The 20,420-nt window shown below is 59.5% G+C and carries 20 protein-coding genes; 12 read left to right on the forward strand and 8 right to left on the reverse strand.

What is annotated here, in order from left to right; translation table 11 throughout:
- Positions 1-15 precede the first annotated feature (15 nt).
- Genes ACZ5KU_RS12985 through ACZ5KU_RS13005 form a run of 5 tightly spaced genes read left to right on the forward strand, consistent with a single transcriptional unit; the run spans position 16 to position 5,232 of the window.
- Complete coding sequence (locus tag ACZ5KU_RS12985) at positions 16-819, forward strand: outer membrane lipoprotein-sorting protein (RefSeq protein ID WP_054059631.1); 804 nt, start codon at positions 16-18, stop codon at positions 817-819.
- Entirely contained in the window at positions 816-2,027 is a 1,212-nt protein-coding gene (locus ACZ5KU_RS12990; RefSeq protein ID WP_054059632.1) for a hypothetical protein, read from the forward strand. Before ACZ5KU_RS12985 ends, ACZ5KU_RS12990 begins: the two co-directional genes overlap by 4 nt.
- Positions 2,028-2,086: 59 nt before the next feature.
- Positions 2,087-3,277: a hypothetical protein gene (locus ACZ5KU_RS12995; RefSeq protein WP_054059633.1), complete on the forward strand. Its 1,191-nt coding sequence runs from the start codon at positions 2,087-2,089 to the stop codon at positions 3,275-3,277.
- 33 nt (positions 3,278-3,310) lie between these two features.
- A complete protein-coding gene (locus tag ACZ5KU_RS13000; RefSeq protein ID WP_054059634.1) occupies positions 3,311-4,456 on the forward strand; it encodes a bis-aminopropyl spermidine synthase family protein in 1,146 nt (381 codons plus the stop codon).
- Between the two features lie 44 nt (positions 4,457-4,500).
- Positions 4,501-5,232 carry a PIG-L deacetylase family protein gene (locus tag ACZ5KU_RS13005; RefSeq protein WP_160320653.1) on the forward strand — a complete coding sequence of 244 codons (732 nt, stop codon included), beginning with the start codon at positions 4,501-4,503 and terminating at the stop codon, positions 5,230-5,232.
- Here ACZ5KU_RS13005 and ACZ5KU_RS13010 read toward each other — a convergent pair.
- The 4 genes from ACZ5KU_RS13010 to ACZ5KU_RS13025 are packed head-to-tail and all read right to left on the reverse strand — an operon-like array spanning position 5,187 to position 9,736.
- On the reverse strand, positions 5,187-6,044 hold the full coding sequence (locus tag ACZ5KU_RS13010) for a glycosyltransferase family 2 protein (RefSeq protein ID WP_464737278.1): 858 nt from the start codon (positions 6,042-6,044) through the stop codon (positions 5,187-5,189). The genes ACZ5KU_RS13005 and ACZ5KU_RS13010 overlap by 46 nt on opposite strands.
- A 16-nt stretch (positions 6,045-6,060) precedes the next feature.
- Complete coding sequence (locus tag ACZ5KU_RS13015) at positions 6,061-7,416, reverse strand: MATE family efflux transporter (RefSeq protein WP_054059637.1); 1,356 nt, start codon at positions 7,414-7,416, stop codon at positions 6,061-6,063.
- A 50-nt stretch (positions 7,417-7,466) separates the two neighbouring features.
- Positions 7,467-8,531, reverse strand: a complete 1,065-nt coding sequence (locus ACZ5KU_RS13020; protein ID WP_081006030.1) for a Gfo/Idh/MocA family protein — start codon at positions 8,529-8,531, stop codon at positions 7,467-7,469.
- Positions 8,528-9,736 (reverse strand): DegT/DnrJ/EryC1/StrS family aminotransferase, encoded by a 1,209-nt coding sequence (locus ACZ5KU_RS13025; protein WP_054059639.1) that lies wholly within the window; start codon positions 9,734-9,736, stop codon positions 8,528-8,530. Before ACZ5KU_RS13025 ends, ACZ5KU_RS13020 begins: the two co-directional genes overlap by 4 nt.
- 510 nt (positions 9,737-10,246) lie before the next feature.
- Between ACZ5KU_RS13025 and ACZ5KU_RS13030 the strand changes: the two genes are divergently transcribed.
- The 5 genes from ACZ5KU_RS13030 to ACZ5KU_RS13050 all read left to right on the forward strand — a co-directional run bounded on the left by ACZ5KU_RS13030 (position 10,247) and on the right by ACZ5KU_RS13050 (position 14,930).
- The gene (locus ACZ5KU_RS13030) at positions 10,247-11,530 is read left to right on the forward strand and encodes an alkaline phosphatase family protein (protein ID WP_081009819.1); all 1,284 of its coding nucleotides are present in this window, start codon (positions 10,247-10,249) and stop codon (positions 11,528-11,530) included.
- Positions 11,530-12,249 (forward strand): transglutaminase-like domain-containing protein, encoded by a 720-nt coding sequence (locus ACZ5KU_RS13035; protein WP_464737279.1) that lies wholly within the window; start codon positions 11,530-11,532, stop codon positions 12,247-12,249. The genes ACZ5KU_RS13030 and ACZ5KU_RS13035 overlap by 1 nt, the downstream gene beginning before the upstream one ends.
- 254 nt (positions 12,250-12,503) lie before the next feature.
- Complete coding sequence (locus ACZ5KU_RS13040) at positions 12,504-13,247, forward strand: SDR family NAD(P)-dependent oxidoreductase (RefSeq protein ID WP_416773113.1); 744 nt, start codon at positions 12,504-12,506, stop codon at positions 13,245-13,247.
- A complete protein-coding gene (locus ACZ5KU_RS13045) occupies positions 13,247-14,179 on the forward strand; it encodes an ROK family protein (RefSeq protein WP_054059644.1) in 933 nt (310 codons plus the stop codon). Before ACZ5KU_RS13040 ends, ACZ5KU_RS13045 begins: the two co-directional genes overlap by 1 nt.
- A gap of 49 nt (positions 14,180-14,228) precedes the next feature.
- Positions 14,229-14,930: a YczE/YyaS/YitT family protein gene (locus ACZ5KU_RS13050; protein ID WP_054059645.1), complete on the forward strand. Its 702-nt coding sequence runs from the start codon at positions 14,229-14,231 to the stop codon at positions 14,928-14,930.
- 58 nt (positions 14,931-14,988) lie between these two features.
- Here ACZ5KU_RS13050 and speD read toward each other — a convergent pair whose 3' ends face one another.
- Together speD and ACZ5KU_RS13060 are read right to left on the reverse strand one after the other, a co-directional pair.
- Entirely contained in the window at positions 14,989-15,351 is a 363-nt protein-coding gene (gene speD / locus ACZ5KU_RS13055) for an adenosylmethionine decarboxylase (RefSeq protein ID WP_054059646.1), read from the reverse strand.
- A 399-nt stretch (positions 15,352-15,750) separates the two neighbouring features.
- Entirely contained in the window at positions 15,751-16,035 is a 285-nt protein-coding gene (locus ACZ5KU_RS13060; protein WP_464737280.1) for a hypothetical protein, read from the reverse strand.
- A 986-nt stretch (positions 16,036-17,021) separates the two neighbouring features.
- On the opposite strand from ACZ5KU_RS13060, the gene ACZ5KU_RS13065 reads away from it, so the two are divergent.
- On the forward strand, positions 17,022-17,888 hold the full coding sequence (locus ACZ5KU_RS13065; protein WP_464737281.1) for a hypothetical protein: 867 nt from the start codon (positions 17,022-17,024) through the stop codon (positions 17,886-17,888).
- Between the two features lie 87 nt (positions 17,889-17,975).
- On the opposite strand, the gene ACZ5KU_RS13070 is transcribed toward ACZ5KU_RS13065, so the two are convergent.
- Positions 17,976-18,512 (reverse strand): hypothetical protein, encoded by a 537-nt coding sequence (locus ACZ5KU_RS13070; RefSeq protein ID WP_054062402.1) that lies wholly within the window; start codon positions 18,510-18,512, stop codon positions 17,976-17,978.
- Between the two features lie 141 nt (positions 18,513-18,653).
- On the opposite strand from ACZ5KU_RS13070, the gene ACZ5KU_RS13075 reads away from it, so the two are divergent.
- Entirely contained in the window at positions 18,654-19,211 is a 558-nt protein-coding gene (locus tag ACZ5KU_RS13075) for a hypothetical protein (protein WP_464737282.1), read from the forward strand.
- A 123-nt stretch (positions 19,212-19,334) separates the two neighbouring features.
- On the opposite strand, the gene ACZ5KU_RS13080 is transcribed toward ACZ5KU_RS13075, so the two are convergent.
- Complete coding sequence (locus ACZ5KU_RS13080) at positions 19,335-20,420, reverse strand: diguanylate cyclase (protein WP_464737283.1); 1,086 nt, start codon at positions 20,418-20,420, stop codon at positions 19,335-19,337.

A 20,420-nucleotide genomic window follows, 5' to 3' on the forward strand; every position in this document is an offset into this window, starting at 1 on the left:
ACAAGGAAAGTCAGAATGAACCGCAATCTCTTCATGGTCGCCTGCCTGTCGATGGCAACCGCGCTGTCGTCTGTTGCCGCCCATGCGGGACAGGCCCAGGACCTGGGACGGCATTACGCCCAGAAGTGGCGCGACAGCGATGAGGGCTACCAGGACACTTCAGCCAGGATCCGCCTGACCCTGGTGGAGAAGGGCGGTGCCAGCACCGATCGCTTCATGCGCATGAACAGCTTCGAAATGGCCGACAAGCAGGTGGGCGACAAGGTACTGCTGACCTTCGAAGCCCCCGAGAACATCAAGAATTCCCGGGTGCTGATCCATTCCAAGATCATGGAGGGTGACCAGGTCTGGCTGTACCTGCCAAGCCTGCGACGGGTCAAGCGAGTCGCTGCCGCAGACCGCTCCGGTTCGTTCTCCGGCAGCGAGTTCTCCTATGAGGACATCGGCTCGATGGAGGTGGGCAACTACGACTACGAGTGGCTGCGTGACGAGGCGTGCGGTCAGTCCGAGTGTGCGGTGGTCAAGCAAATCCCTCTTTATCCCTACTCGGGTTATTCCGCGATCGAGGTCTGGTACGACAAGCACGATTTCCGGCAGATGAAGACCCAGTACTACGACCGCAAGGGGACGCTGTTCAAGACCCTGAGCCTGGATGGCTACCAGCTGTTCCTGAACCGCTACTGGCGGGCGCTGAAGATGAGCATGGTCAACCATATCACCGGTCGCCAGACGGTCCTGGTCAGTTCCGACGTGCAATTTCGTACCGGGATCAAGGAGGAGGCGTTCGAGCCTGCCCGGCTGGGGAACCTGACCCAATGACCGACGGCGTCCGCCACCCATGGACCTGGCCACTGGCCGCGGCGCTGCTCATGTCCGGGTACGACGCGGCTGCGCAAGCGGAGCATTCGCTAGCCGGCAAGCTCGCGATCAAGGGCTACTACTTTCCCTCCGACCCGGCCACTGAGCTTGAGGAGAGCGAATTGCCGGTCACTCGGGAGTTTGGCGTGGATTACCAGTACGTGGACAGCTGGGATTCGCTGCGCATGCGGGTGGTGGCCAACCCACGCTATCTGTCGAGCAGTGACCGGGACCCGCGCCCGTCGTTCTATTGGGACGAGCTGTATCTGCTGCTGGAACAGGAGGGTCGCGAAGCCAAGCTGGGACGGATCAAGGAGCATTGGGGGGTGATGGAGACTCGCCAGTTGGTCGATGTGATCAACACCTATGACAACCTCGATGGCCTGCAGCCGGAAGAGAAACTCTCGCAGAAAGCACTGAAGCTGGGCAGCCTGATGGGGCCCGGACACCTGAGTCTGTACCTGCTGGACGGCTTCGAACCGACACAGTTCTATGCCGAACCGTCGCGGTTTGCACCCTATCGGGTGCGGCCGACGGCCGAGTACATTCATGGCGGCAATCCGGACAGCCTGGACATTGCCGCACGCTACTTCATGTCCCTCTCGGACCTGGATATCGGCCTGAGTTACTTCAAGGGCACCAATCGCACGCCGGCGTTTCGCCAGGAGGGCGAGAGCCTGGTCGCCCAATACACCGAGGTCAGCCAGTGGGGCCTGGATGCCATCTGGGTGGACGGCCAGTGGCTGTACAAGCTGGAGGCGCTCGACCAGCGGGTCTCGGACAGCGACTACAACTCCAGGAAGCTGTCGGTGGGTGTGGAGTATGCGATCAATCGGGTATTGGGCGAGGCTGACCTGAGCCTGATCGGGGAGTACCACCGTGACCGTGACAAGGCGCTGGCACCGGTGAGCATCTTTGATCGCAAGTTCCTGCTGGGGGGGCGCCTGCAGTTCAACGACCGCTATCTCTCTTCGGTATTTCTTGGATTTACCGCACAAGCCAGCGATGCGAAAAACAACATGATCAACGCGTCTCTGGACCTTGGCTTGAGCGATGCCCTGCGTGCCGGCCTGAGTGCCGTCTACATCGACAGTTCCGGCAGCGATGACACCTGGGAGGCGCTCTCGGGCGATTCCCATGTCAGCGTCGAGTTGTCCTACTCATTCTGATTGACCGTCGCGCAGGCCGGCCAGTGTTCCGGCCGCCTTCGACAGAGGTATGCAAGCACATGGATAGACAGCTTCAGATTATCGGCTTCGGCCCCGCAGCCCTTGGCCTGTTCATCGCCGCCGATCGTGAGCGCAAGTTGCCGGCGCTGCTGTCGCTTGGCGTCGAGGTGCATGAGCGCAGTGCTTCGTTGGCCCAATGGGATTGCCTGGCCTACGACATCCAGGCCAACTCGCCCATCCAGGACTTTCTGAAGGGTATTCGACCTGACGGTGCCTTTGCCCAATGCCTTCGCCAGCGCGATGTACAACGCTGGTTGCAAGAGCCTTCCCGGATTCTGTCGCTCGACAGCGTTTCGGCTTTCCTTCGGCAGTTGGCGCGGGTAGTGCTCGAGCTATGCGCTGAGCACCCGGCCACCACCGTTGCATTCGGTCGGCAGGTCGACGCGGTGCAACAGAGCGACGCAGGTTTCACCTGCTGGGGAGACTGGGGGCAGTTGACCAGCCGTTATCTGGTGCTGGCTTGTGGCGCCCAAGGACGTGAATTACAGGTGCCCTGCGCGAAGATGCGCCAAATGATCGAGCAAGATTGGCCGGCGCCATTGGGTTCCGATCCGGTGCTCAGGGGCCAGGCTGATGCGCAACTGCGCGATGCTCTCGGCCAGGGCCGCCAGGTACTGGTACTGGGTGGCAGCCACAGTGCCTTTTCCACCGTCGAGTACCTGCTCAGGCGATTCAGCGATGCATGGGCGCCGCGCTCGCTGCATGTGTTGTGCCGCAAGCGCCCAGGGCTGTGGATGGCATCAGGAACACCGTCGGCACTGCTGCAACCAGGCGATCTGGTGGATGAGGTGACCGGCGAGGTCAACCGCTTCCGGGGATTGCGTGGATCGGCCCGGCAAACCTTGTTGGACATCGAGTCCGGACGATCTCCAGGCGTTGTGCTGCACATTGGTGATCCCGACTTCCATCTGTGGCAACGGGCAGCGCCGCTGTTGATAAACGCCACCGGCTATGAAGCCCGGATGCCTGAGCTGCGTGACCCGCAAGGGTGTGCCATGGCGCTGGATACCCTCCAAGGCAACCTCTGCAAGCACCCGTTGAGCCATGAGCTGACCTGCGCAGGACAGGCGGTGCGCGGGCTGTTCGGCACCGGCCTGGGATTCTCAGACCGCCGCGGGGAGACCGTTGAGGTCGGGGTCAATTTCTTCCACGGACGTTGCGCCAGCAACATCCTCGACGCCGTGCTCTGACGGCGCCATTCACTCGCATGAACAGGAGGTTGCATGCACAACCTGGTACAACTACGTGAACGCCTGCTGGCACACCTGCCCGCTCGTCTGGCAGCGCCCGTCCAGGAGCAGGCCGCACTGGACGACTTGCTGAGCAAACTGACCCGCCCGCGCCGAATCCATCAGCTGCTGTCCTCCCGCCTGACGGTTCGTCAGATCCTGCATTGCCTGGTCGAGTTGCTGGCCGAGGGGCAACTTCAGCTGATCCGGGAGCAGGCGGTGCCACAACTGGTGCTGGGCACCCCGGTGGGGGCCTTGCCTGGCCATGGTCTGCACCTGGTGGACGATGCCTGCCTGCGCCTCGAACCCCGCTATCGTGAGGTGATGGCTGACCTGCTCAGTGACAAGAAGTCCATCTATGACCAGTCCATCGAAACCTTCGAAACCCAGATCCGGCGCTACAAGATCATGCAGAGCCTCGGTGATCTGAACCACGGTAACCTGCTGCTGCTCGGAGATGATGCCCTGTTCTCGCTGTTCCTGGCACTGCACGGCTATCGTCAGCGAATCGTCGTGGCCGATATCGACCGTGACCTGCTGGCAACCATCGAGCGGACTTGCCGGGCGCAGGCGATCGACACGATAGAAGTGGTCGAATATGACGTATTCCAGCCGCTTCCAGAGCAACTGCAGGGCCGTTTCGACTGTTTCGCGGTCAATGGTTTCAAGGACCTGGGTGGCTTGCTCACGTTCATCTGCCGTGGCGTGCAGTCGCTGGCGCCGACGGCGGATGTGGGATACGTGAACTTTGGCAATCATGAAGTCCAGGACGCCACCCAGCGTGCGATGGAAGTGCAGATCCACCAGGCGTTGCTGCGTTTCGGCCTCTACATGGATCATTGCGTGCCTTGCGCCGAGACCCACGTCAGCGAAGCCTTCGAGCAGGCCATGTTGCACGGGGTTCTCGAATGCGCGGCCCTGCCTGGCGAACGACGCGCGCAGGCCTGCGAGCAGTGGCTGGAGACATTGGCCGAGCGCTTTGCCGACTTGTCCTGGGTGCGCATGCACAGTTTTCCGGACATCCAGTTGTCACCGCTGAAACTGGGGCGTTGCCGGGTGGCCAGCGATAATCGCCGCGAGGTGTCACGATTTTTGCGCCTGAGCCAGCTCTATGCCCGTAGTACTCCCGAGGTGGCTTGAGCATGGGGCCGATTACCCGGAACGGGCTTGAGGGGCGGTTGGTCGTGCTGTCAGCCCATCCGGACGATGCTGTCTGGTCGTTGGGCAGTGGCATGACCGGCCTGGCCCGGGGGCGCGATGTCTTGCTGTTGACCCTGTTCGACGGTGATGCGACGGCGGGTAGCACGCTGGCGGTTGGCGATGCGCGCTGGCGGCGATTCGCCTCACCGCCGCTGCGCCGCGAGGAAGATATCCGGGCCGCGATGAGCCTGGGCATCGAGCGGGCAGGAGCGGGCTTTGATGATGCCGCATTGCGCCTGGACGGTCGCGACCGGTTCGCACATGCCGACATCAATGCCTTGTTCCTGCCGGCCCGGGTTGACCCGGCGCTGTGGCCAGAACCGGATGCAATGCAGCTCGCCACGGTGCGGGCGATGCTCAGGCCCGCCGATATCGTCTGCGCGCCATTGGGCATCGGTGGGCACGTGGATCACTGCCTGACGCACCGGCTGGCCCGCCAGTTGGACAACCCGGTGTGTTTCTACGCCGACTTCCCCTATGTGGGCCAACTGGATGAACAGGCCCTGGCCAGCCACGTCGAGCGCCTGGGGCTCGGGCTTGTCAGCCACTCATGCCAGTGCTCTTGGGATCGCTGGCTGAAGGCTGCCCTGATGTACCGCAGCCAGGTAATGATGTTGTTCGCCAGCCAGGCGCGCTTCGTCGGCGCCTTGGCGGCTCACGCACAGGTGTCTCAAACAGGGGCTTGCTGTCGGATCTGGTCGAGCCGTTCGATGTAGCGGGCCAACGAGCCGGTCGGGGAAAGCAGTGCGTCCAGAGCCAGGGCCTCGGCAGTGTTGGCACGGGCCTGGAAATGGGCAAGGTTGGGCGCGTGCTCTTCCCAGCGGGTTGGGTTGTAATGGGAGAGATGGTAGGCGCAGGCATCCCTCTCCATGCTGATAGGCACGCCCGCACGCCACAGGCGCCATCCCAGATCCAGGTCCTCCATACCCCAGCGTTTGCCATAGGCTTCATCGAACCCTCCGACTTGCTGCCAGTGTTCACGCTGGATCGACAGGTTGGCGCCGGCGCTGGCCAGCCAGGGCCATTCGTTGCATCGCGGGTGCTCAGCCGCCTGCTCCAGGGGGCTGGTGGCCAGTCGCGAAGATTGAGGACTCCAGCGCCCCTGCAACAGATCCTGTGGCAGGATCGGCGGGCAACCGATCGTACCAAGGCGTGGATCGCCTCGTCCGCACAGCGCGATCAACTCTCGGATACGCCCATGTATCAACCCGGGTCGTTTTGTCTGGGCTTGCAGGTGGGCCTCGAAGAAGCCATCGAGCACCAGTACGTCGTCGTCGATGAACAGCAGCACTTCGCCCTGGGCTGCGCTCGCGCCCAGGTTTCTTGCGCCCGCGCGGCCTAGCCCGGGTGTGCTCAGCACCCGGGCATGAGGCTGTTCGGCAACTTGGGCCAGCACGGCTGGACATGCGGCATCGGCGACAATAAGGGTCTCAAAGTCACAACGCTCCTGCTGTCGGTGCAGGCTTGCCAGGCATAAACGCAAACGTTCTGGCTTGGCATGTACCGGCATGATGACGGACAGTTTCATGGGCATCCCTCGCCGATCAGGCCAGTGTGGGCTGGCGCATGCCTTGATTGAGCTGGCGATGTCGCAAGGTCATCAGCGAGGCTGCCAGCACGTTGGCCACGAGCATGGCCTCGACGATACCCACCAGGCCTCGCTGCCACTGGACGGTCAGAAGCCAGCCGAGTGGGGTCATGACCACCAGATAGGCAATGGCGTGGATCAGCGTGGGGGCCATGGCATCTTCGCGCCCACGCAGCGCATTGGACATGACGCCCTGCCAAGCGTCCAAGGGCAGGGCCAGGGCCAGCAGCAACATGGCCGGTACCGCAATCTGCAGCAACTGACTGTCAGTGCTGTACTGCGCCAGCAGCGGGCCGGGAAGGATCGCCAGCACGATTGCGCAGATTGCCGTCAACGACACGCCAAACCACAGACCGCACCACGTGGACAGGTTGATCTCTCGGGTATCGCCCTGACCATGGGCCATCCCCACCTGGATCGAGGTGGCGAAGCCGATGCCCATGGGAATCATGAATAGGATCGAACGGATATTCACCACCACGGCGCAGGCCGCCGCGATCAGTGGTGAAACGATGCCGGCCATCACCGCGATCAGCATGAATGCACCGGCTTCAATACCGAAGCTCAGACCGCCCCCGTAGCCGATATGCCGCTGCATTTTCCATTGCGACCAGGCCCAGGCAAACCGCGTATTGATACCGTATTCCTGGCGTTGAGCAAACAGGCGATGCACATAGAAGATGATCGCAACGGCCATCAGGATCCGTACGAAGGTCGTGCACCAGGCGGAGCCCAGCGCGCCCATCTCATCGAAACCGAACTTGCCGTAGACCATCGCGTAACACAGCACGCCATTGACCAGGTTGCCTACCAGAATCACGCACGTCGCCGGCAGTGGGCGCGATATGCCTTCCAGGAAGAACGAGTAGGCGATGTACAACAGGATAGCGGGCAGTCCGAGTGCCACGACCTGCATCAGCTCGGCGATCGCACCTGCCAGGGACGCGTCCACGCCGAACCTCACCAGCAGCGGCAGGCTCGCAAGGCTGGCAACGATACAGACCAGGCCCAGGCCCAGGGCGTGTATCACGCCACGTTGCAGAGCCAGCCCCGCCTCCCGGGGTTGTTGCTTGCCGACGGCAATCGAGCTCATGACCAGAATCCCGAACAGCAAGCCTGCCGCGATCAGCATGTAGGTATCGGCAATGGCGTGGGTGATCGAGATGGCCGCCAGCGCGTCGGTGGCATAGCGACCGACCAGAAGCGTGTCGACCAGTGAGAGCAGGAGAAAACCGATACGCGAAATGACGATCGGCAGTGAAAGTTTGGACAGTTGCTTCAGCTTTTCCGTGATCGCCTTGTAACCGGTCATGGTGATAGCTCCTTGCACGAATACTCAATGAACTGCCGGGCCGGGCCCGGTCAGTTCGGCAGGTTCGGATACATCGCGGACATGGCACTGGTCAGCGAGCGCAACTTGCAGAACTCCAGCTCGTTGCCGGCTGTGCTCCTGCCTAGATGGGGCAGTGTGTGGCCCAGGTACGCCGAGTAGGGTGCCAGGTTGTCTTCGGCCTCGAACCTCAGATGCCGTTGGCTTCCCTTGGTGCTCAGGACCAGGCTGGGAGCTTGCACACGGTTTTGACTGAAACCGAACGTGGTATGCAACCGCAACTCGCCGGCAGTGCCGTAAAGGGTGATGGTGGTTTCGTCACAGGGCTGATGGGACGACCAGGCGGTGCGCAGAAAGACCATGGCACCGGCCTGCGTACGCAGTGCGCAATATGACTGCGACTCGACCTCCAGGACCGCGTTCTCGTGGTCGTCGGTGTCGGCTCGCCAATTGGCCCGTTGCGCCGCTTCGCTACCGTCGGCGGGGACGTGATTGCACAGGGCGCTGTCCACCAGGGGATAGCCCAGTGCCTGCAGGGCCACCTCCAGCAGGTGCCAGCCCAGATCGGCGCCTGATCCTGCCAGCGCCTGATCCGCCTGCGTGAACCACGACCCTGGACGAGGCACTCCATTGCGCCGACGCCAGGCGACGTCGATGCAGTGCACCTTGCCGATAGCCTGGCTTGCGACGGCATCCAGCAGGGTTCGCACGTCACTGCGATGGGAGGCCGCCCCCGTCACTGACAATTGCACCCCCATGTGCTGACTGCGCTCGATCAGGTCCTGAGCGTGACGCAGCGACAGGCAAGCGGGCTTTTCCAGGATGACGTGCAGTCCCTGCTCCATGGCCCGCAGTGCCTGTCGAGTGTGGTGGGCGTTGGGAGAACAGATCAGGGCCACGTCACACCCCTGCAGGGCCTGATGGCTCATACAGGCATGCTGGCGCGCTGTGGGTGCCAACTCCGCGAGTGCCTGGCCTGCCTGCGGATCAGGGTCGATGATCGATACGATCCGACCGCCATGTCGCTGTAGCAGCGGAGCCCAGATCGTCCTGACGACCCAACCCGAACCAACTAGCGCGATGCCGGGTCCCATCATCGCGAGCCAGCCAGGTGCTGGACCACCTTGCGCACGGCAAGGGCGATATCCAGCGTGTCCTGCTCGCTGCCAAGCAGTGCACGGTGATGGATCCAGATCCCTCGGCTAGCCACCCGCTCAGTGACAGGACAATGGGTGATGAAATGCGCCTGGTCGTAGTGGGCTGGCGCCGGTGCTTGCCAGAAGCTCGGGATGCGGTAGATCGCCTGATAGGCACGGAACGCCGGGATACCCTCGGCAACCAGTGCATCGACCACCTGATTGCGGTCCAGTTGGCCAAGATCACCGTCTTCGGGAAGGGTGAACAGCACCATATAGTACGGGTGCACATGGGCATCAGCCGTACGGCCTTGTGGAATCACCAGCGCATCATGGTTCAGGGCGTCCATCAGTAACCGGGCGTTGTGCTGGCGAAGTTCGTTCTGTGCCGGGAGGCGCTCAAGCTGGGCACTGAGCACTGCGGCGTTGAACTCGCCCAAGCGAGCATTGGTACCGACCACCGTATGCTGGTAGCTGCGATCGCCCAGCGGACGTCCGCAATTGCCATACAGGAAGACCTTCTCTCGCAAGGCTTCATTCGGACACAAAACCAAGCCACCTTCGCCAGCAGTCATCAGCTTGAAATTCTGGAAGCTGAAGCAGGCCAGCGTGCCGTAGTCGCCGATTTTGGCACCACCCAGACCCTGTGCACCATGAGCATGAGCAGCATCCTGGATGAGCACCAGGCGATGCTGATCGGCGATACGGCTCAGGCTGGCCATGTCACTCATGTGCCCGGACATGTGCACCGGGATGATGGCTCGCGTGCGTGGAGTAATGTTGGCCTCGATCGCAGCCGGGTCAATGCAAAGCGTATCGGCACACACATCGACCGGTATGGCCGTCGCGCCAATGCGCTGGCAGGCCATCGAGGTGGAAATGAAGGTGAAGGCCGGAACGATGACTTCATCACCGGGCATGACCCCGGCCGCCTGCAGGGCGATTTCCAATGCAACCGTGCCGTTGGCTACGGCGAAAGCCGAGTGACCACCGTGCACTTGGGTGAAGCTCTGCTCGAAGGCCAGGTTTTCGTTGCCTTGCATGCGCCACCAGTGTCCCTGGCGCAGGCTGCGTAGCAGAGCCTGTTCTTCTTCGGGGCCGTAATGCGGCCATTGTGGATATGCTGTTTGGCGTAGTGGTGTACCGCCGTGAATTGCGAGAGTCATTGTTTCCGTCCTTGGTGAGGCAAGCGCGCAGGTACGCCGCTTGAATACGGTTCTAATGGTGGAGTTTGTACACTAGTGCCAAACTTAAAGAATAAAGATGCTTGGCAATTAAGCGCGTGGCAGACGATAGCATGTGAATTTAAGTCGGGCGCAAAAGTTTTTTTTAGAAATCATTTGTAATATTATGAAATAACCTCGGAATTACACTTCTCGTTACATCGCCAATCACTGTGCTAAAAAAGCACCAACAAATTCCGCCTCCAGAGCTTTTCGGGGAGCCACGGTTGGCGTGGCATAGGCACGCTGTCACAAAATTTTTATCCGCTTTCCCTTACGCTTTGGACGTGTTGAACAGAGTTGCGTAGGTGCCCCTTTTGGGTGCCTGGATGCGCTTTGAATTCATAGAGATATTTTGGAAGTTTGTGGCGCTGTCATGTCGAGGACATCGATAAAAGATGTACTTGGCTGTGCTCGACGTTATTTCAGGGAAGAAAAGAGGTGATTGGCAGCATGAGAACTCTCATTGTCGTTGCGGAGGGTATGGATCCGCTTGTTCTCGAGAAAGAAGTTGCTCAGGGCCGACTGCCGTGGTTTGCAAAACACTTGGGCGTTAACAATTATCGCCATCTGGACTGCGGCCCGGTTCCCTATGAGCCGAGCAACTTGGCAACTGCCTTTAGCGGTGTGAACCCCGGTCGTCATGGCTGCTTCTCCTACTGGAGTGCGCACAGTGCCGGGGAGATGCCACGGATTCTGGAAACCACCGATGTGATGGCGCCCAGGTTATGGGAGTGGCCGCAGATGGCGCAACAGCGTTTTGCCGTGGTCAATGTGCAACTGACGCATCCTCCCAAGCCGCTCAATGGCACCTTGATCACCTATCCGATGCTCAATGCCATGAACACCAGCTACCCGAGAAGCCTGCTGCGAGACCTCAATGCTCGCGGGGTCAGGTATGCCCACGACGTTTCACTGTTCTACACCGGTCAGCCACTCGAAGATTTCGCCGAGCAGGCCTACCGGATTGCGTCGCTGCAGTTGGATAGCGCAATGGCGCTGGGCGCTGAAGCCGATGTGATGATCGTGAACCTCACACTGGCGGATCGCCTGTCGCATTTTCTCTGGCATGAGGTGGAGCAGGCCCAGCCCGGATACCGTCCCCATGTGCTGAGGGCCTACGATTTCATCGACCAGGCCTGCGCCCGACTGCAAGCATTGGCGCCCGATTCGATGCTGGTATTTTCCGAGATGGGTTTCGGTCCGCTCGATGGTTTCTTTTCCATCAATGAGCACCTGCGTGCCGCGGGTCTGCAGGTGCTCGATGAACACGGACAGGTGGACCTTGAGCGCAGTGTCGCGCTGGAGACCGTGCAAGGCTCCCATGGGGTGATGCTATGTGCCGACCTGTGCAACTCCGGTCGCTCCGACCTCACACTACGCCGGGACGTCGAGCAATGCCTGCGCGAAATCCGCTTTGCCGATGGCCGCCTGGCGTTGGCTGATGTCCGCTCGCGAGAGAGCATGTATACGGGGCCCTACACTGATCGAGCGCCAACCTTCATCGTCAGGCCGGCCGATGCCCGGCGCCCCCCCTTGGGGGACCCGCGCTGGGCCAATCATGTTCGGCGCACCTCGCAATCGGGCTGGCATCGCGAGCGTGGCTTCGTGTTGAGTGTTGACGCATGCATTCAGGCACCCGAAGGGCCGTTGCACCTGCAGCAGATTGCGCCTTCGATCGCGACCTTGAGTGGTTGCCAGGCTCATGAACAATGTGAGCTGCCGGGCTTTGTATGATGACGCTGGCGCAGCAGGCTCAAGGCGAAGCCCGGCGTGTGCTGGTGGAGCTGGCCAAGGTGAAGGACGGTCACCGCCGCTTTTGTGTGGACGAGCAGGGTGCGGCGCTCTACGGTATCGCACCGCAGTTGCTGGCAGAGCTCAAGGCATTGGGGCTGGCCTCATGTCAGGGCAAGGACGGCGAATGCTTCGACCCTGATGACCTGTACAACCTTTCCCTCTACCTGCGCTTGCCATCGCTGCACAAGTTGGCCATGCGCAGTTGGTCTTCAGCCTTTCGTGACAGTGAGCGTGATCGGTGCATCGAGCTCAGCTACGCACTCGATGCGGTGCCAGAGCACGCCATCACGATCTTGCTCCCCAGTGGTGAGTTGCGTGTCTGTGATACGCCTGACCAGATGCAGGTGCACCAGGAGCAGTTGATCCTGCCGGGGCACCAGAGGCTGCTGCCGTCACCCTTTATCGAACTCATCGAACACACCTGTGCCGATATGCGCTTTTTCATGCTGCACGACGCCTTGCGCTGGGATCTGGCGTTCATGGTCGAGCACCGGGTGGCCGAGTGTGGCGGCTTCTCCAAATTGCTGGTGCAGCAGGCCCTGATGCGTGGGATGCCCGCACGACAGGTGTTTGGTCTGTTGCTAAGCGCTCCCTATGCCACGGGCACTACTGGGCCGAGCTGCTGGTGGAGGATCAGTGGGTCGCCGTCGACCCCTTGATGATTCGGCTGCTCTGCAGCCAGGCCGGTCTTGATGAAACTCGTTGGCCACTGCACCGATCTCCAGCAACTGCCTTGTTACGACTTTCTTGCGTCGATGCCTATGACCAGGACGGGGCGCCTTGCCTGAGTTGTTTCGAGGGTCAGCAATTTCGTCAGTTGCCTGTCGTGACAGCGGGGGACAGGCAGCACCCGGTGTCATTCAAGGTGGCTGTACAACCACCAATATCAAAGCTGTAGCAGATAGGGAAAATCATGCAGGAATCAAATAGACAGGCATGCCTCGTGACAGGGGCATCCGGTACGCTGGGCCTTGCCATATGCGAAAAGTTGCTCAGCCTGGGCGTCACCGTGGTTGCGCTGTTTCACCGCAATGAACAACCGTTGCAGGCTCTGCTCGAGCGGACACGGGAGTGGCCAGGTCGCTTGATCATTTTGGCCTGCGACCTGACGAATGCGCAGGAGACAACGCGATTGATGTCGATCTGCTCTGACAGGGGGCTGGTCATTCACTCGGTGGTTTGTTGTGCGGCGAATCTGTTGCGCAAATCGGCCCTATTCAGTAGCCCGTCGGATAGCGAACGGCTGTTTTCGCTCAATTTCGAGAGCGTCACGCGCTTGTTGCGTCAATTCATGCGCCCAATGCTACAGCGGCGCCAGGGGCGGGTGGTGCTGATCGGATCGCGTGCTGGTGAGACCGGAATGCCGGGCCAAAGCCTGTATGCCTCAACCAAGGGTGCACTGCATGCCTATGCTCGTTCGTTGGCTTTCGAAGTAGGCGAACAGGGCATCACGGTCAATGTAGTTGCCCCTGGTGCGATCGCCGGCCCCTTGACTCACTACAGCGAAACCGAAGCCAGCGAGATCTGTCGGCACATCGGCTTGCGTCGTTTGGGGCAGCCAGCCGAGGTGGCCGGGGTGGTCGCCTTTCTGCTCGGTGCGGAGGCCTCCTACATCAACGGGGCGGTGATTGCCGTCGACGGTGGAGGGCGCTTCTGATGCATTGCGCAAGCGTAGATCTGGGTGGTAGCAAGATCGCCCTGTGCTTCAGTTTCTCGGGACGGATCATGCAGCGTGAGCGTATCGAGATTCCCTCCGGTCTTCATCCTCAGGTCATCCTGGACCAGGTGAAGGCACTGATCGAATCGCAGATCCTGCTCCATGGTCCGATCAGTAGCCTGGTCATCGCCAGCGCTCCGACGCTCAACGCCGACGGCACCATCATCCGCTGGCCCAATCGGCCCGACTGGGAGGGGGTCGCCTTGGCACATGTCTTTCGTGTCGCCGGCGTCGATCGGGTGATCTGGTGTGATGATGGTACCGCTGCGACCTACGGTGATGCCACGGTCATGCGGGCCTCGAACCTGCTGCATCTGTCGCTGGGTACCGGTGTGGGCGGTGGCGTGGTCTACCAGGGACGCATCCTGCCCAATCGGGAGCTGGGGCATCTGCTTGTCTGGCCAGGAGGGGCTTTGTGCAGTTGTGGCCGCAGCGGTTGCCTGCAGGCTTACGCCTCGTTTCGCTCACTGGACAAGTTTGTCGCTTCGATGGGGTTCTCTGACGAGGCCGCGCTCAGCCATTGGCGTTTGCGGGCCGTTCAGGCGCTGGCACTGACTGTGGCCAACCTGGTCGAGCTGTTCCGAGTCGAGGTCGTCTGCCTCGGCGGCGGTCTGCTGGGGCGTTTTCCTGAAATGCCGCAGATGGTCAGCGTTCTGCTGCGCGAGCCCGGCTATCTCAAGCCGTCTCTGACTGCCCCGTTGGTCATGCAGTCCCCCCAGGGTACCGAGGCTTCCCTGTTGGGAGGACTGTACCTGGCCGAGGCCAGCCATGAAGTACAGAACGAAATCTGTGAAGGCGGCCAGGGCAACAGCAAGGCAACCATCCGCCATGTCGGCAACGGGTTGAGCTTCATCTCCATGAGCACACGCTGAGGGGATGGCCTTGGACAACCGAAAGTTTCAACGAAGGAGCGTACTTGGAATGAGAAACAGAAGTGATCGTAACGGCACCGTTCGACGGGTATTGATTGAAAGTGCCAGGGCCTGGTCGGCGGTGGATCGGCTGAGCATGTACCTGGGAGGGGTGGTGGTATTTTCGTTGGGGGCGTTGTTCTTCATCACCAGCCATCTGGGGACTGACCCGCTAGACGTGTTCGTTATTGGTTTGAACGGTAAGTTGAATTTGGGATTGGGTGCCTGTTCCGCGATTTTTTCCATCGCCATGCTGGCCTGGTGGGCCCTGTGGAACAAGCGATGGCCTCCCATCAGTCCGTTTGTCACCACCACGCTGACCGGTCTGTTCATCGACTTATGGCTGCTGCTGGAGATCGATGACCTGCTGAGCGCCAGGTTCACTTCCTATGTGATGCTCGCCATCGGCCTGGCGTTGTGCGCCTATGCTTCTGCGCTGATTATCATGAGCGGGATTGGTATTCGTGTCATCGATCTGATGGTGATCACCATCATGCGCAAGGTGGGCTGGTCCTTCACCTTTTCCAAAATGGTTCTGGAGATCTCCATCTTCCTGGCTGGGTGGGTATTGGGCGGGCCTTTCGGTATTGGTACGATTGCATTTCTGCTCATCATCGCCCCGCTGATTCGGCCGTTCATGAACCTCAATGAACGCTATTTGCGCCTATCCAACTATGGACTCAGCCAGCGTCAATCCCTGTCGGTCGAGTGACACCGGTTACCTGCTCAAGCAACGCCTGCCGCCTGGGGAAAACCGGGCGGCATTCTTATCAGATTGCACCGCGCTCCACGACCTTCATCGCCGATTCGCCACACTGCAAATGCTCACGAATGAAATCGAAGGCCTTGGTGGGGTCGCAGCTTGTTCCACAAGTAAAGATGTCGAGAAACAATGCACCATGTTCTGGATAGGTGTGGAAGGAGGCGTGCGATTCCTCCAGTAGCACCAGAATCGTTGCGCCTTGAGGTTCGAAACGTTTGGTCAGGGTGCCACAGACTGTTGCACCGGCCTTGGCTGCTGCATTGCAGAGCAATTGTGTCAGGCCGTCGATGTCGTTGAGTTTGTCCAGGGCAACGTCATAGAGTTCGCCAAGGGCGTGCTTTCCAAAGAAAAAGTTGGTGTGGGTGTTCATTTGACATCCGTGTTCAGGGGAAGCGACAACAGCGTGTCGACCAGGTTGAGTTCACTTGCCGATCATGCAGCAGCGTTTCGCTGGACACTAAAAAAATCAGGCGGGGATTGTTTGAAGTTGTGATTAGTTGATACCAAATATTACCGTTTGCCTGTGTTCAACCTGCGTGATTGTTCCATGCTTGCGCCCCCATGATATTGCGCCAGAAATGCACCGCTCGGGTGCTGGTTCAGTGTGTGGAAGGAGTGGGTTTGCGAAATGCCAACACCTACGAGAGCCATCTGCAAGGTGTGACAGGCGGCTATCTCGAAGGCGAGAGGGATCTTCTTGCGTTGACTGAGATGGCGCCGGGGATGTTTAGTAAGGCATTTTTAGTAGCCCTCCCGCTTGGTCGTGCTGCTAAGACTTAGCTGCGTCCGTCCAACGCTGGTAGCTTTGCTTGGCATGTTCTGGGGTATCGAATTTTGGCTTTGACCGCAACGCGAACGTCTTTTCGGCCAGGGCTTCCAAACGTTCAGCAGCCTTGGGTAACCAGCCATTCTGGATTGCCCAGAGCTTGATGTTTTGAGCCGGTTCTTGGTGATTGCGCGAACGCAGGATTCGCAGAATGCGTTTGGCGTGATCCTTATCGGACGGGTGCAGAATACTGTGAGCGCGGTTGACTATCGCGGTCAGCGACATCATGGCCTGTTCCACGATCGGATCAGTAATCAGCTTGGCCGCAGAAACGGTGGACTTGCAAAGCTTGTAGGCTTGCCTCGGTTCTACCCCACTAACACGGACACTTTCGAGTAAGCTCACACCGAGCTGAAGGAGTGTTCATGAAGCGCAAGAAATACAGCCCCGGGTTCAAGCGGGAAGCCATCGAGCTGGTTCATCGTTCAGAACATCTCTGATATGACCCAGTACGTCTTGCCTGTAACTGCTACACAGGTGGATGTCACTCTCACCCGCGATCACGGTCTTTGGCGCTTCGACTTCAGCGCCAAATGACCTGAGGCTGCGGTGAGGCTCGGTTGTCGCCGCGTGCCTTCATATGGTTAAGCAGGAAGCCTGGCTTCCCGTTTTTCTACACAGCGCGGTCAGTTGCTGGCACTGGCGGTCTGCTTCTCCAGCATCCAGTCCATTCGCAGCTGCGCCAGCGATCATTTACCTTGAAGCTGCGCCGGGGTCGTGAGATACGGCTATATTTCATCGACCTTCCTGGACACGACCTCAAAAGTGAACCCTTGCTCCTTGAACGTAGCACCCCACTCGAAGTTACCGGGTGGAGGCCCGCAGACCAATTGCAGAGATCTGCCGGAGGGGCTGTCATACAGGTGCAGGACTTGGGCAATGTCTCCCGGCGCTGCCTCCCTGAAACTCAGCCAATCCCTATAGGTGATCTCGGCCAGATCAACGGTGATGAGCCTGATGGTGTCGCCTTCGCAGAGTGTCATGGTGGAGTGGGCATCGTGTAGGGCTAGAAGGGCGCCTCTGTCGCCAATGGCGAGGGACTGAGTGCGTTCAGGGTGCCCTCAGGATCATACGCCAGGGGTTAGCTGGCAGATAGCCATAAGCAATCCGGGAACCCCGGCTTATGCTCTGGCCGTCGCCTGTGCTGGGTGCCCAAGGACCAGAAGCTGAGGTGCGCAGCACGGGCTGATATCCACTCACACCAGGAGCGATGTATGGGACAGTCGAGAAGTGTCGAACAGCTGCTCAAATTGAACGCCCGATTCCAGGTTTACATCGATCAATCCTTTAATGAGTTGTATAGGCGCCTTGACGGCCAAGCCGCCGAGCTCAAGCAAAGGATCGAAGCCCATTACCGCTCATATGGCGACGACACCTCCCTCATGTCGGGCGACTTTCGGCACCTGACCTTGGTCAGTGAGTGGTCGCTTGAGTCGGTCGAGCAGATGATCGATGCCTGCTGCAAGACCCTTTTTGGTGCTCCGCCCCCGGTCGGCGTACTCTGGGGACCGTTTGCCAGCGAGACGAGCTACGTGCTTGGGGAAATGAGCAATCTTGACGTATTGATCTCCAATGCTGCATTCGACACCGTACAGGGGCTATTGACCCGTTCCGGCTCGCCAACCGAGGACCTTGTTACCATCAAGGCGGATAAGAGGACACTGGCACCCGGCATCACCTTGTTTATGACCGTGCTGGAGAGCGCATGCCGTCGTAAGGACTTCTTCAATAACGAGCCGATTGTTCAGACCCACTTTTTGTTTGATATCCGGTTCTCTCTCCGGGAGGGCCGGGCCCTGAACCGGGTCAATGACCTGCAGACCTATCAGGACCAGCGACAGTTTACGCTCCAGCAGATAATGAAAATTGCTGGGGCGGTCGACGCCCTCAACCCTGCCGCTGACGACTATCTGCTCCTGCTGGCCAAGTACGCAGCCATCAGTGGCTCGCTCTTGTCTCGCCTGAGCAGCATTGATCGAAAACTGAAAGGTATTTCGCCACGGGCCACTGCGGCGCCCCACGATTTCAACATTCCTGCCATTGTGGCGGGCATCAAGGAGCGCTTCGAAAGCGCCTTATAGGCCCCGCGCAGCGGAGCGGCAGCTGCATTCCCGACTGACGGCCAGAGCAGAGGAACGCTATCCATTCCTCCGCTCCAGCTGCGTTCTCTAAAAATCGAAACGCTGGTCAAACACTTTTTGCTCACCGACCGCCACGGTGCATTGGCGGGCCACTTCAACCGGCGTCACTTTCCCCAACAACGACACCAGCGACTTATAGAACACTTTGTCGCATGCGGCGTCTTTGCTGAAGGCCTGGGCATTTCCGGCCGCGTCGGCGGTAATCCGGCAACCGGCCACCAATTCGGCGGGCAACTGGTTCAAGAGTACCGGCTTGGAACCTGAGCCCTGCAATTGCATCAGCTCATCGCACCCCCCTTTGGCCGGGCCTTCCTTGATGGTTTTGGTGAAGGCTACGCGTTGGTAATCCGTACCGGTGAACAGCACCTGGTCGTTGACAGCCACTCGGTATTGCGAGGGTTTGAAGGCGATGGACTTGATGCAGAACTGCGTGGTGACCGGTTTTCCGTTGACCTCAGTGGTGGACGACTTGCAGCCTGGGGTGGCCTGGGTGAAGGTGGTATCGGGCGAGCTGACGCAACCGGCCAGTGAGAGCAGACACACACCGAACAGCATTTTTTTCATGGGACTTCCTGTGCTCAAACACACCGCCTCCAGCGGACGGCTTCGGGCGCGTATCATACCTGCGCAGCGGGGCCCAAAGGCGCAAAAAAGCGAGGTTGGGGGTTTTATCAAGGGCTCAGCATTTCACTGGGCCAAAAGGATATGAAACATGAAGACGGACCTGCTCAACGATTTCTCGACGCTGTTTGCCTATTGCTGGTACCGCGACTTCCCCTGGATGGCTACAGTCGGGACTGGGGCTCGACTTCGGATTGGAGCATCCATACCGGCTACACCGTACGCCGGGTCGCCGACCTGATGGGGTACTACGCTCATTTTGAGTCCAGTGGCCGTACCGATGCGGTGATCCGCGACGCGCAGAAAAGCGCGGTGGTCTTTGCCGAGTGGGAGTGGGAGAGTCCCCTTGAAAACGAGATCAACGAGCCAAAAAAGCTCTCTGATGCAGCCCTCAAGGAGCGTCCCCAGTTCTGTTTTCTGTTCAGCTATGCGCCCACGGGTACCCTCGAAAAACAGCTGGCTTACATTGAGCAATATTGGGAAGCCGACGTTCCGCTGCTGGTCACGCTGATCGAGTACGAAGGGTTCAATAAGCGGATCCTCAAGACGATGGTCATGTACCGCCTGGACCACGGCACCTGGAGTCACGTGAGAGAGCAGCAGGCGCTGTCATGGGATGTGGCGGGGACACGATGGGCCTAGTACGGGTGAAGCCTCACCTTATCGTCGGGAAAAGCCGCAATAGTCCCCTCGGTGGGCGGGCTGTTGGTGAAGATGATCTTCCGGCGTGCTGCTTGGTGGTGTTGGACCCCGGCAGCCGCTCTGCTACACCTCGGCAAGCTGGACTTGATCTCTACCACTTGATTTGGCTCTGTACATCGCGGTATCGGCACGCCGGACGAAGGCGTCAAACGATTCTGATGGAGTCCACGTCGCAACGCCGAAGCTACAAGTCACCTGTCCAATATCGTCAAACGGCAGGTTGCTTATCAGAGCTCGAAGCTTTTCTGCCAGCAGTCTCGTATCGTCCAGTTCGGTATCCGGGCAGATCAATGCAAACTCTTCTCCGCCCGTTCTGCACAACAGATCGGTTTTGCGTGTGGCCGAACGTATCCGTGTGCACAACGATTTCAGAACGTTATCACCCCACTGATGGCCGTAGCGGTCGTTGATCTGTTTGAAGTGATCGACGTCAAACATGATCAGCGACAGAGGGCGGTAGTGCACGGTAGCCTCGACGAGCAGGCTTTCCATCAATTCTTCGAAGTATCGGCGGTTATAGACGCCGGTCAGGTGGTCGGTGATGTTCAACAGACGCAAGTCTTGTGTGCGTTCATCAACCAGCAAGAGCGCACGGGCGCGCTGCGTGATCAGCATGTACACCATCGAGGTCAGCAGCAGTGTCAACCCTGCTCCGAACGCGATAATCAGGTTGGTGGACAGGGCGTAGCTGTTGCTGAGCAGAAAGGTCGAGCTGGGTCTGAACTGGATCAGGTAATTCTGGTCGGCTACTTTCAGCAGCCGCTGCGCGTACAGCCCTGAAGGGGCAGCAGGGGTCGAGCTGTGATAAATGGTTTCCCCTTGATGCTGCGTGTCGCTCAATGAAAGCGTCACGTTCAGTCGTTGCAGACTTGGCAATGGAATCCCTTGTTCCATCAAAGAAGCCAAGCGCACGGTGGAGACAACGAATCCCTGCAAATCATCATCGTTCAAGGAAGCCTTGCGGGACTCGCGGAAGACAGGTGCGACAAAGAAAATTCCCGACTGCCCATTGGTCATTTCCAACGGTTCCGACACGGCTATTTGACGTGTTTCTCGTGCCTTGCTCATCAAGGCCTGGCGGCCCGGGCGAGCCAGAACATCCATGCCGGGCATGATCGTTACGTCATCGCGCTTCAATAAGTAGAGCAA

The sequence above is a fragment of the Pseudomonas sp. Tof1 genome (assembly GCF_055390395.1).

Excerpts from the sequence above, each read along its gene's own strand:
- ACZ5KU_RS13065 (WP_464737281.1), top strand. The coding sequence starts at position 17,022 with ATGGGACAGTCGAGAAGTGTCGAACAGCTGCTCAAATTGAACGCCCGA.
- ACZ5KU_RS13025 (WP_054059639.1), bottom strand. The coding sequence starts at position 9,736 with ATGACTCTCGCAATTCACGGCGGTACACCACTACGCCAAACAGCATAT.
- ACZ5KU_RS13045 (WP_054059644.1), top strand. The coding sequence starts at position 13,247 with ATGCATTGCGCAAGCGTAGATCTGGGTGGTAGCAAGATCGCCCTGTGC.
- ACZ5KU_RS13035 (WP_464737279.1), top strand. The coding sequence starts at position 11,530 with ATGACGCTGGCGCAGCAGGCTCAAGGCGAAGCCCGGCGTGTGCTGGTG.
- speD (WP_054059646.1), bottom strand. The coding sequence starts at position 15,351 with ATGAACACCCACACCAACTTTTTCTTTGGAAAGCACGCCCTTGGCGAA.
- ACZ5KU_RS12990 (WP_054059632.1), top strand. The coding sequence starts at position 816 with ATGACCGACGGCGTCCGCCACCCATGGACCTGGCCACTGGCCGCGGCG.
- ACZ5KU_RS13015 (WP_054059637.1), bottom strand. The coding sequence starts at position 7,416 with ATGACCGGTTACAAGGCGATCACGGAAAAGCTGAAGCAACTGTCCAAA.
- ACZ5KU_RS13075 (WP_464737282.1), top strand. The coding sequence starts at position 18,654 with ATGAAACATGAAGACGGACCTGCTCAACGATTTCTCGACGCTGTTTGC.
- ACZ5KU_RS12995 (WP_054059633.1), top strand. The coding sequence starts at position 2,087 with ATGGATAGACAGCTTCAGATTATCGGCTTCGGCCCCGCAGCCCTTGGC.
- ACZ5KU_RS13060 (WP_464737280.1), bottom strand. The coding sequence starts at position 16,035 with ATGATGTCGCTGACCGCGATAGTCAACCGCGCTCACAGTATTCTGCAC.
- ACZ5KU_RS13050 (WP_054059645.1), top strand. The coding sequence starts at position 14,229 with ATGAGAAACAGAAGTGATCGTAACGGCACCGTTCGACGGGTATTGATT.
- ACZ5KU_RS13070 (WP_054062402.1), bottom strand. The coding sequence starts at position 18,512 with ATGAAAAAAATGCTGTTCGGTGTGTGTCTGCTCTCACTGGCCGGTTGC.
- ACZ5KU_RS13030 (WP_081009819.1), top strand. The coding sequence starts at position 10,247 with ATGAGAACTCTCATTGTCGTTGCGGAGGGTATGGATCCGCTTGTTCTC.
- ACZ5KU_RS12985 (WP_054059631.1), top strand. The coding sequence starts at position 16 with ATGAACCGCAATCTCTTCATGGTCGCCTGCCTGTCGATGGCAACCGCG.
- ACZ5KU_RS13000 (WP_054059634.1), top strand. The coding sequence starts at position 3,311 with ATGCACAACCTGGTACAACTACGTGAACGCCTGCTGGCACACCTGCCC.
- ACZ5KU_RS13020 (WP_081006030.1), bottom strand. The coding sequence starts at position 8,531 with ATGATGGGACCCGGCATCGCGCTAGTTGGTTCGGGTTGGGTCGTCAGG.
- ACZ5KU_RS13040 (WP_416773113.1), top strand. The coding sequence starts at position 12,504 with ATGCAGGAATCAAATAGACAGGCATGCCTCGTGACAGGGGCATCCGGT.
- ACZ5KU_RS13010 (WP_464737278.1), bottom strand. The coding sequence starts at position 6,044 with ATGAAACTGTCCGTCATCATGCCGGTACATGCCAAGCCAGAACGTTTG.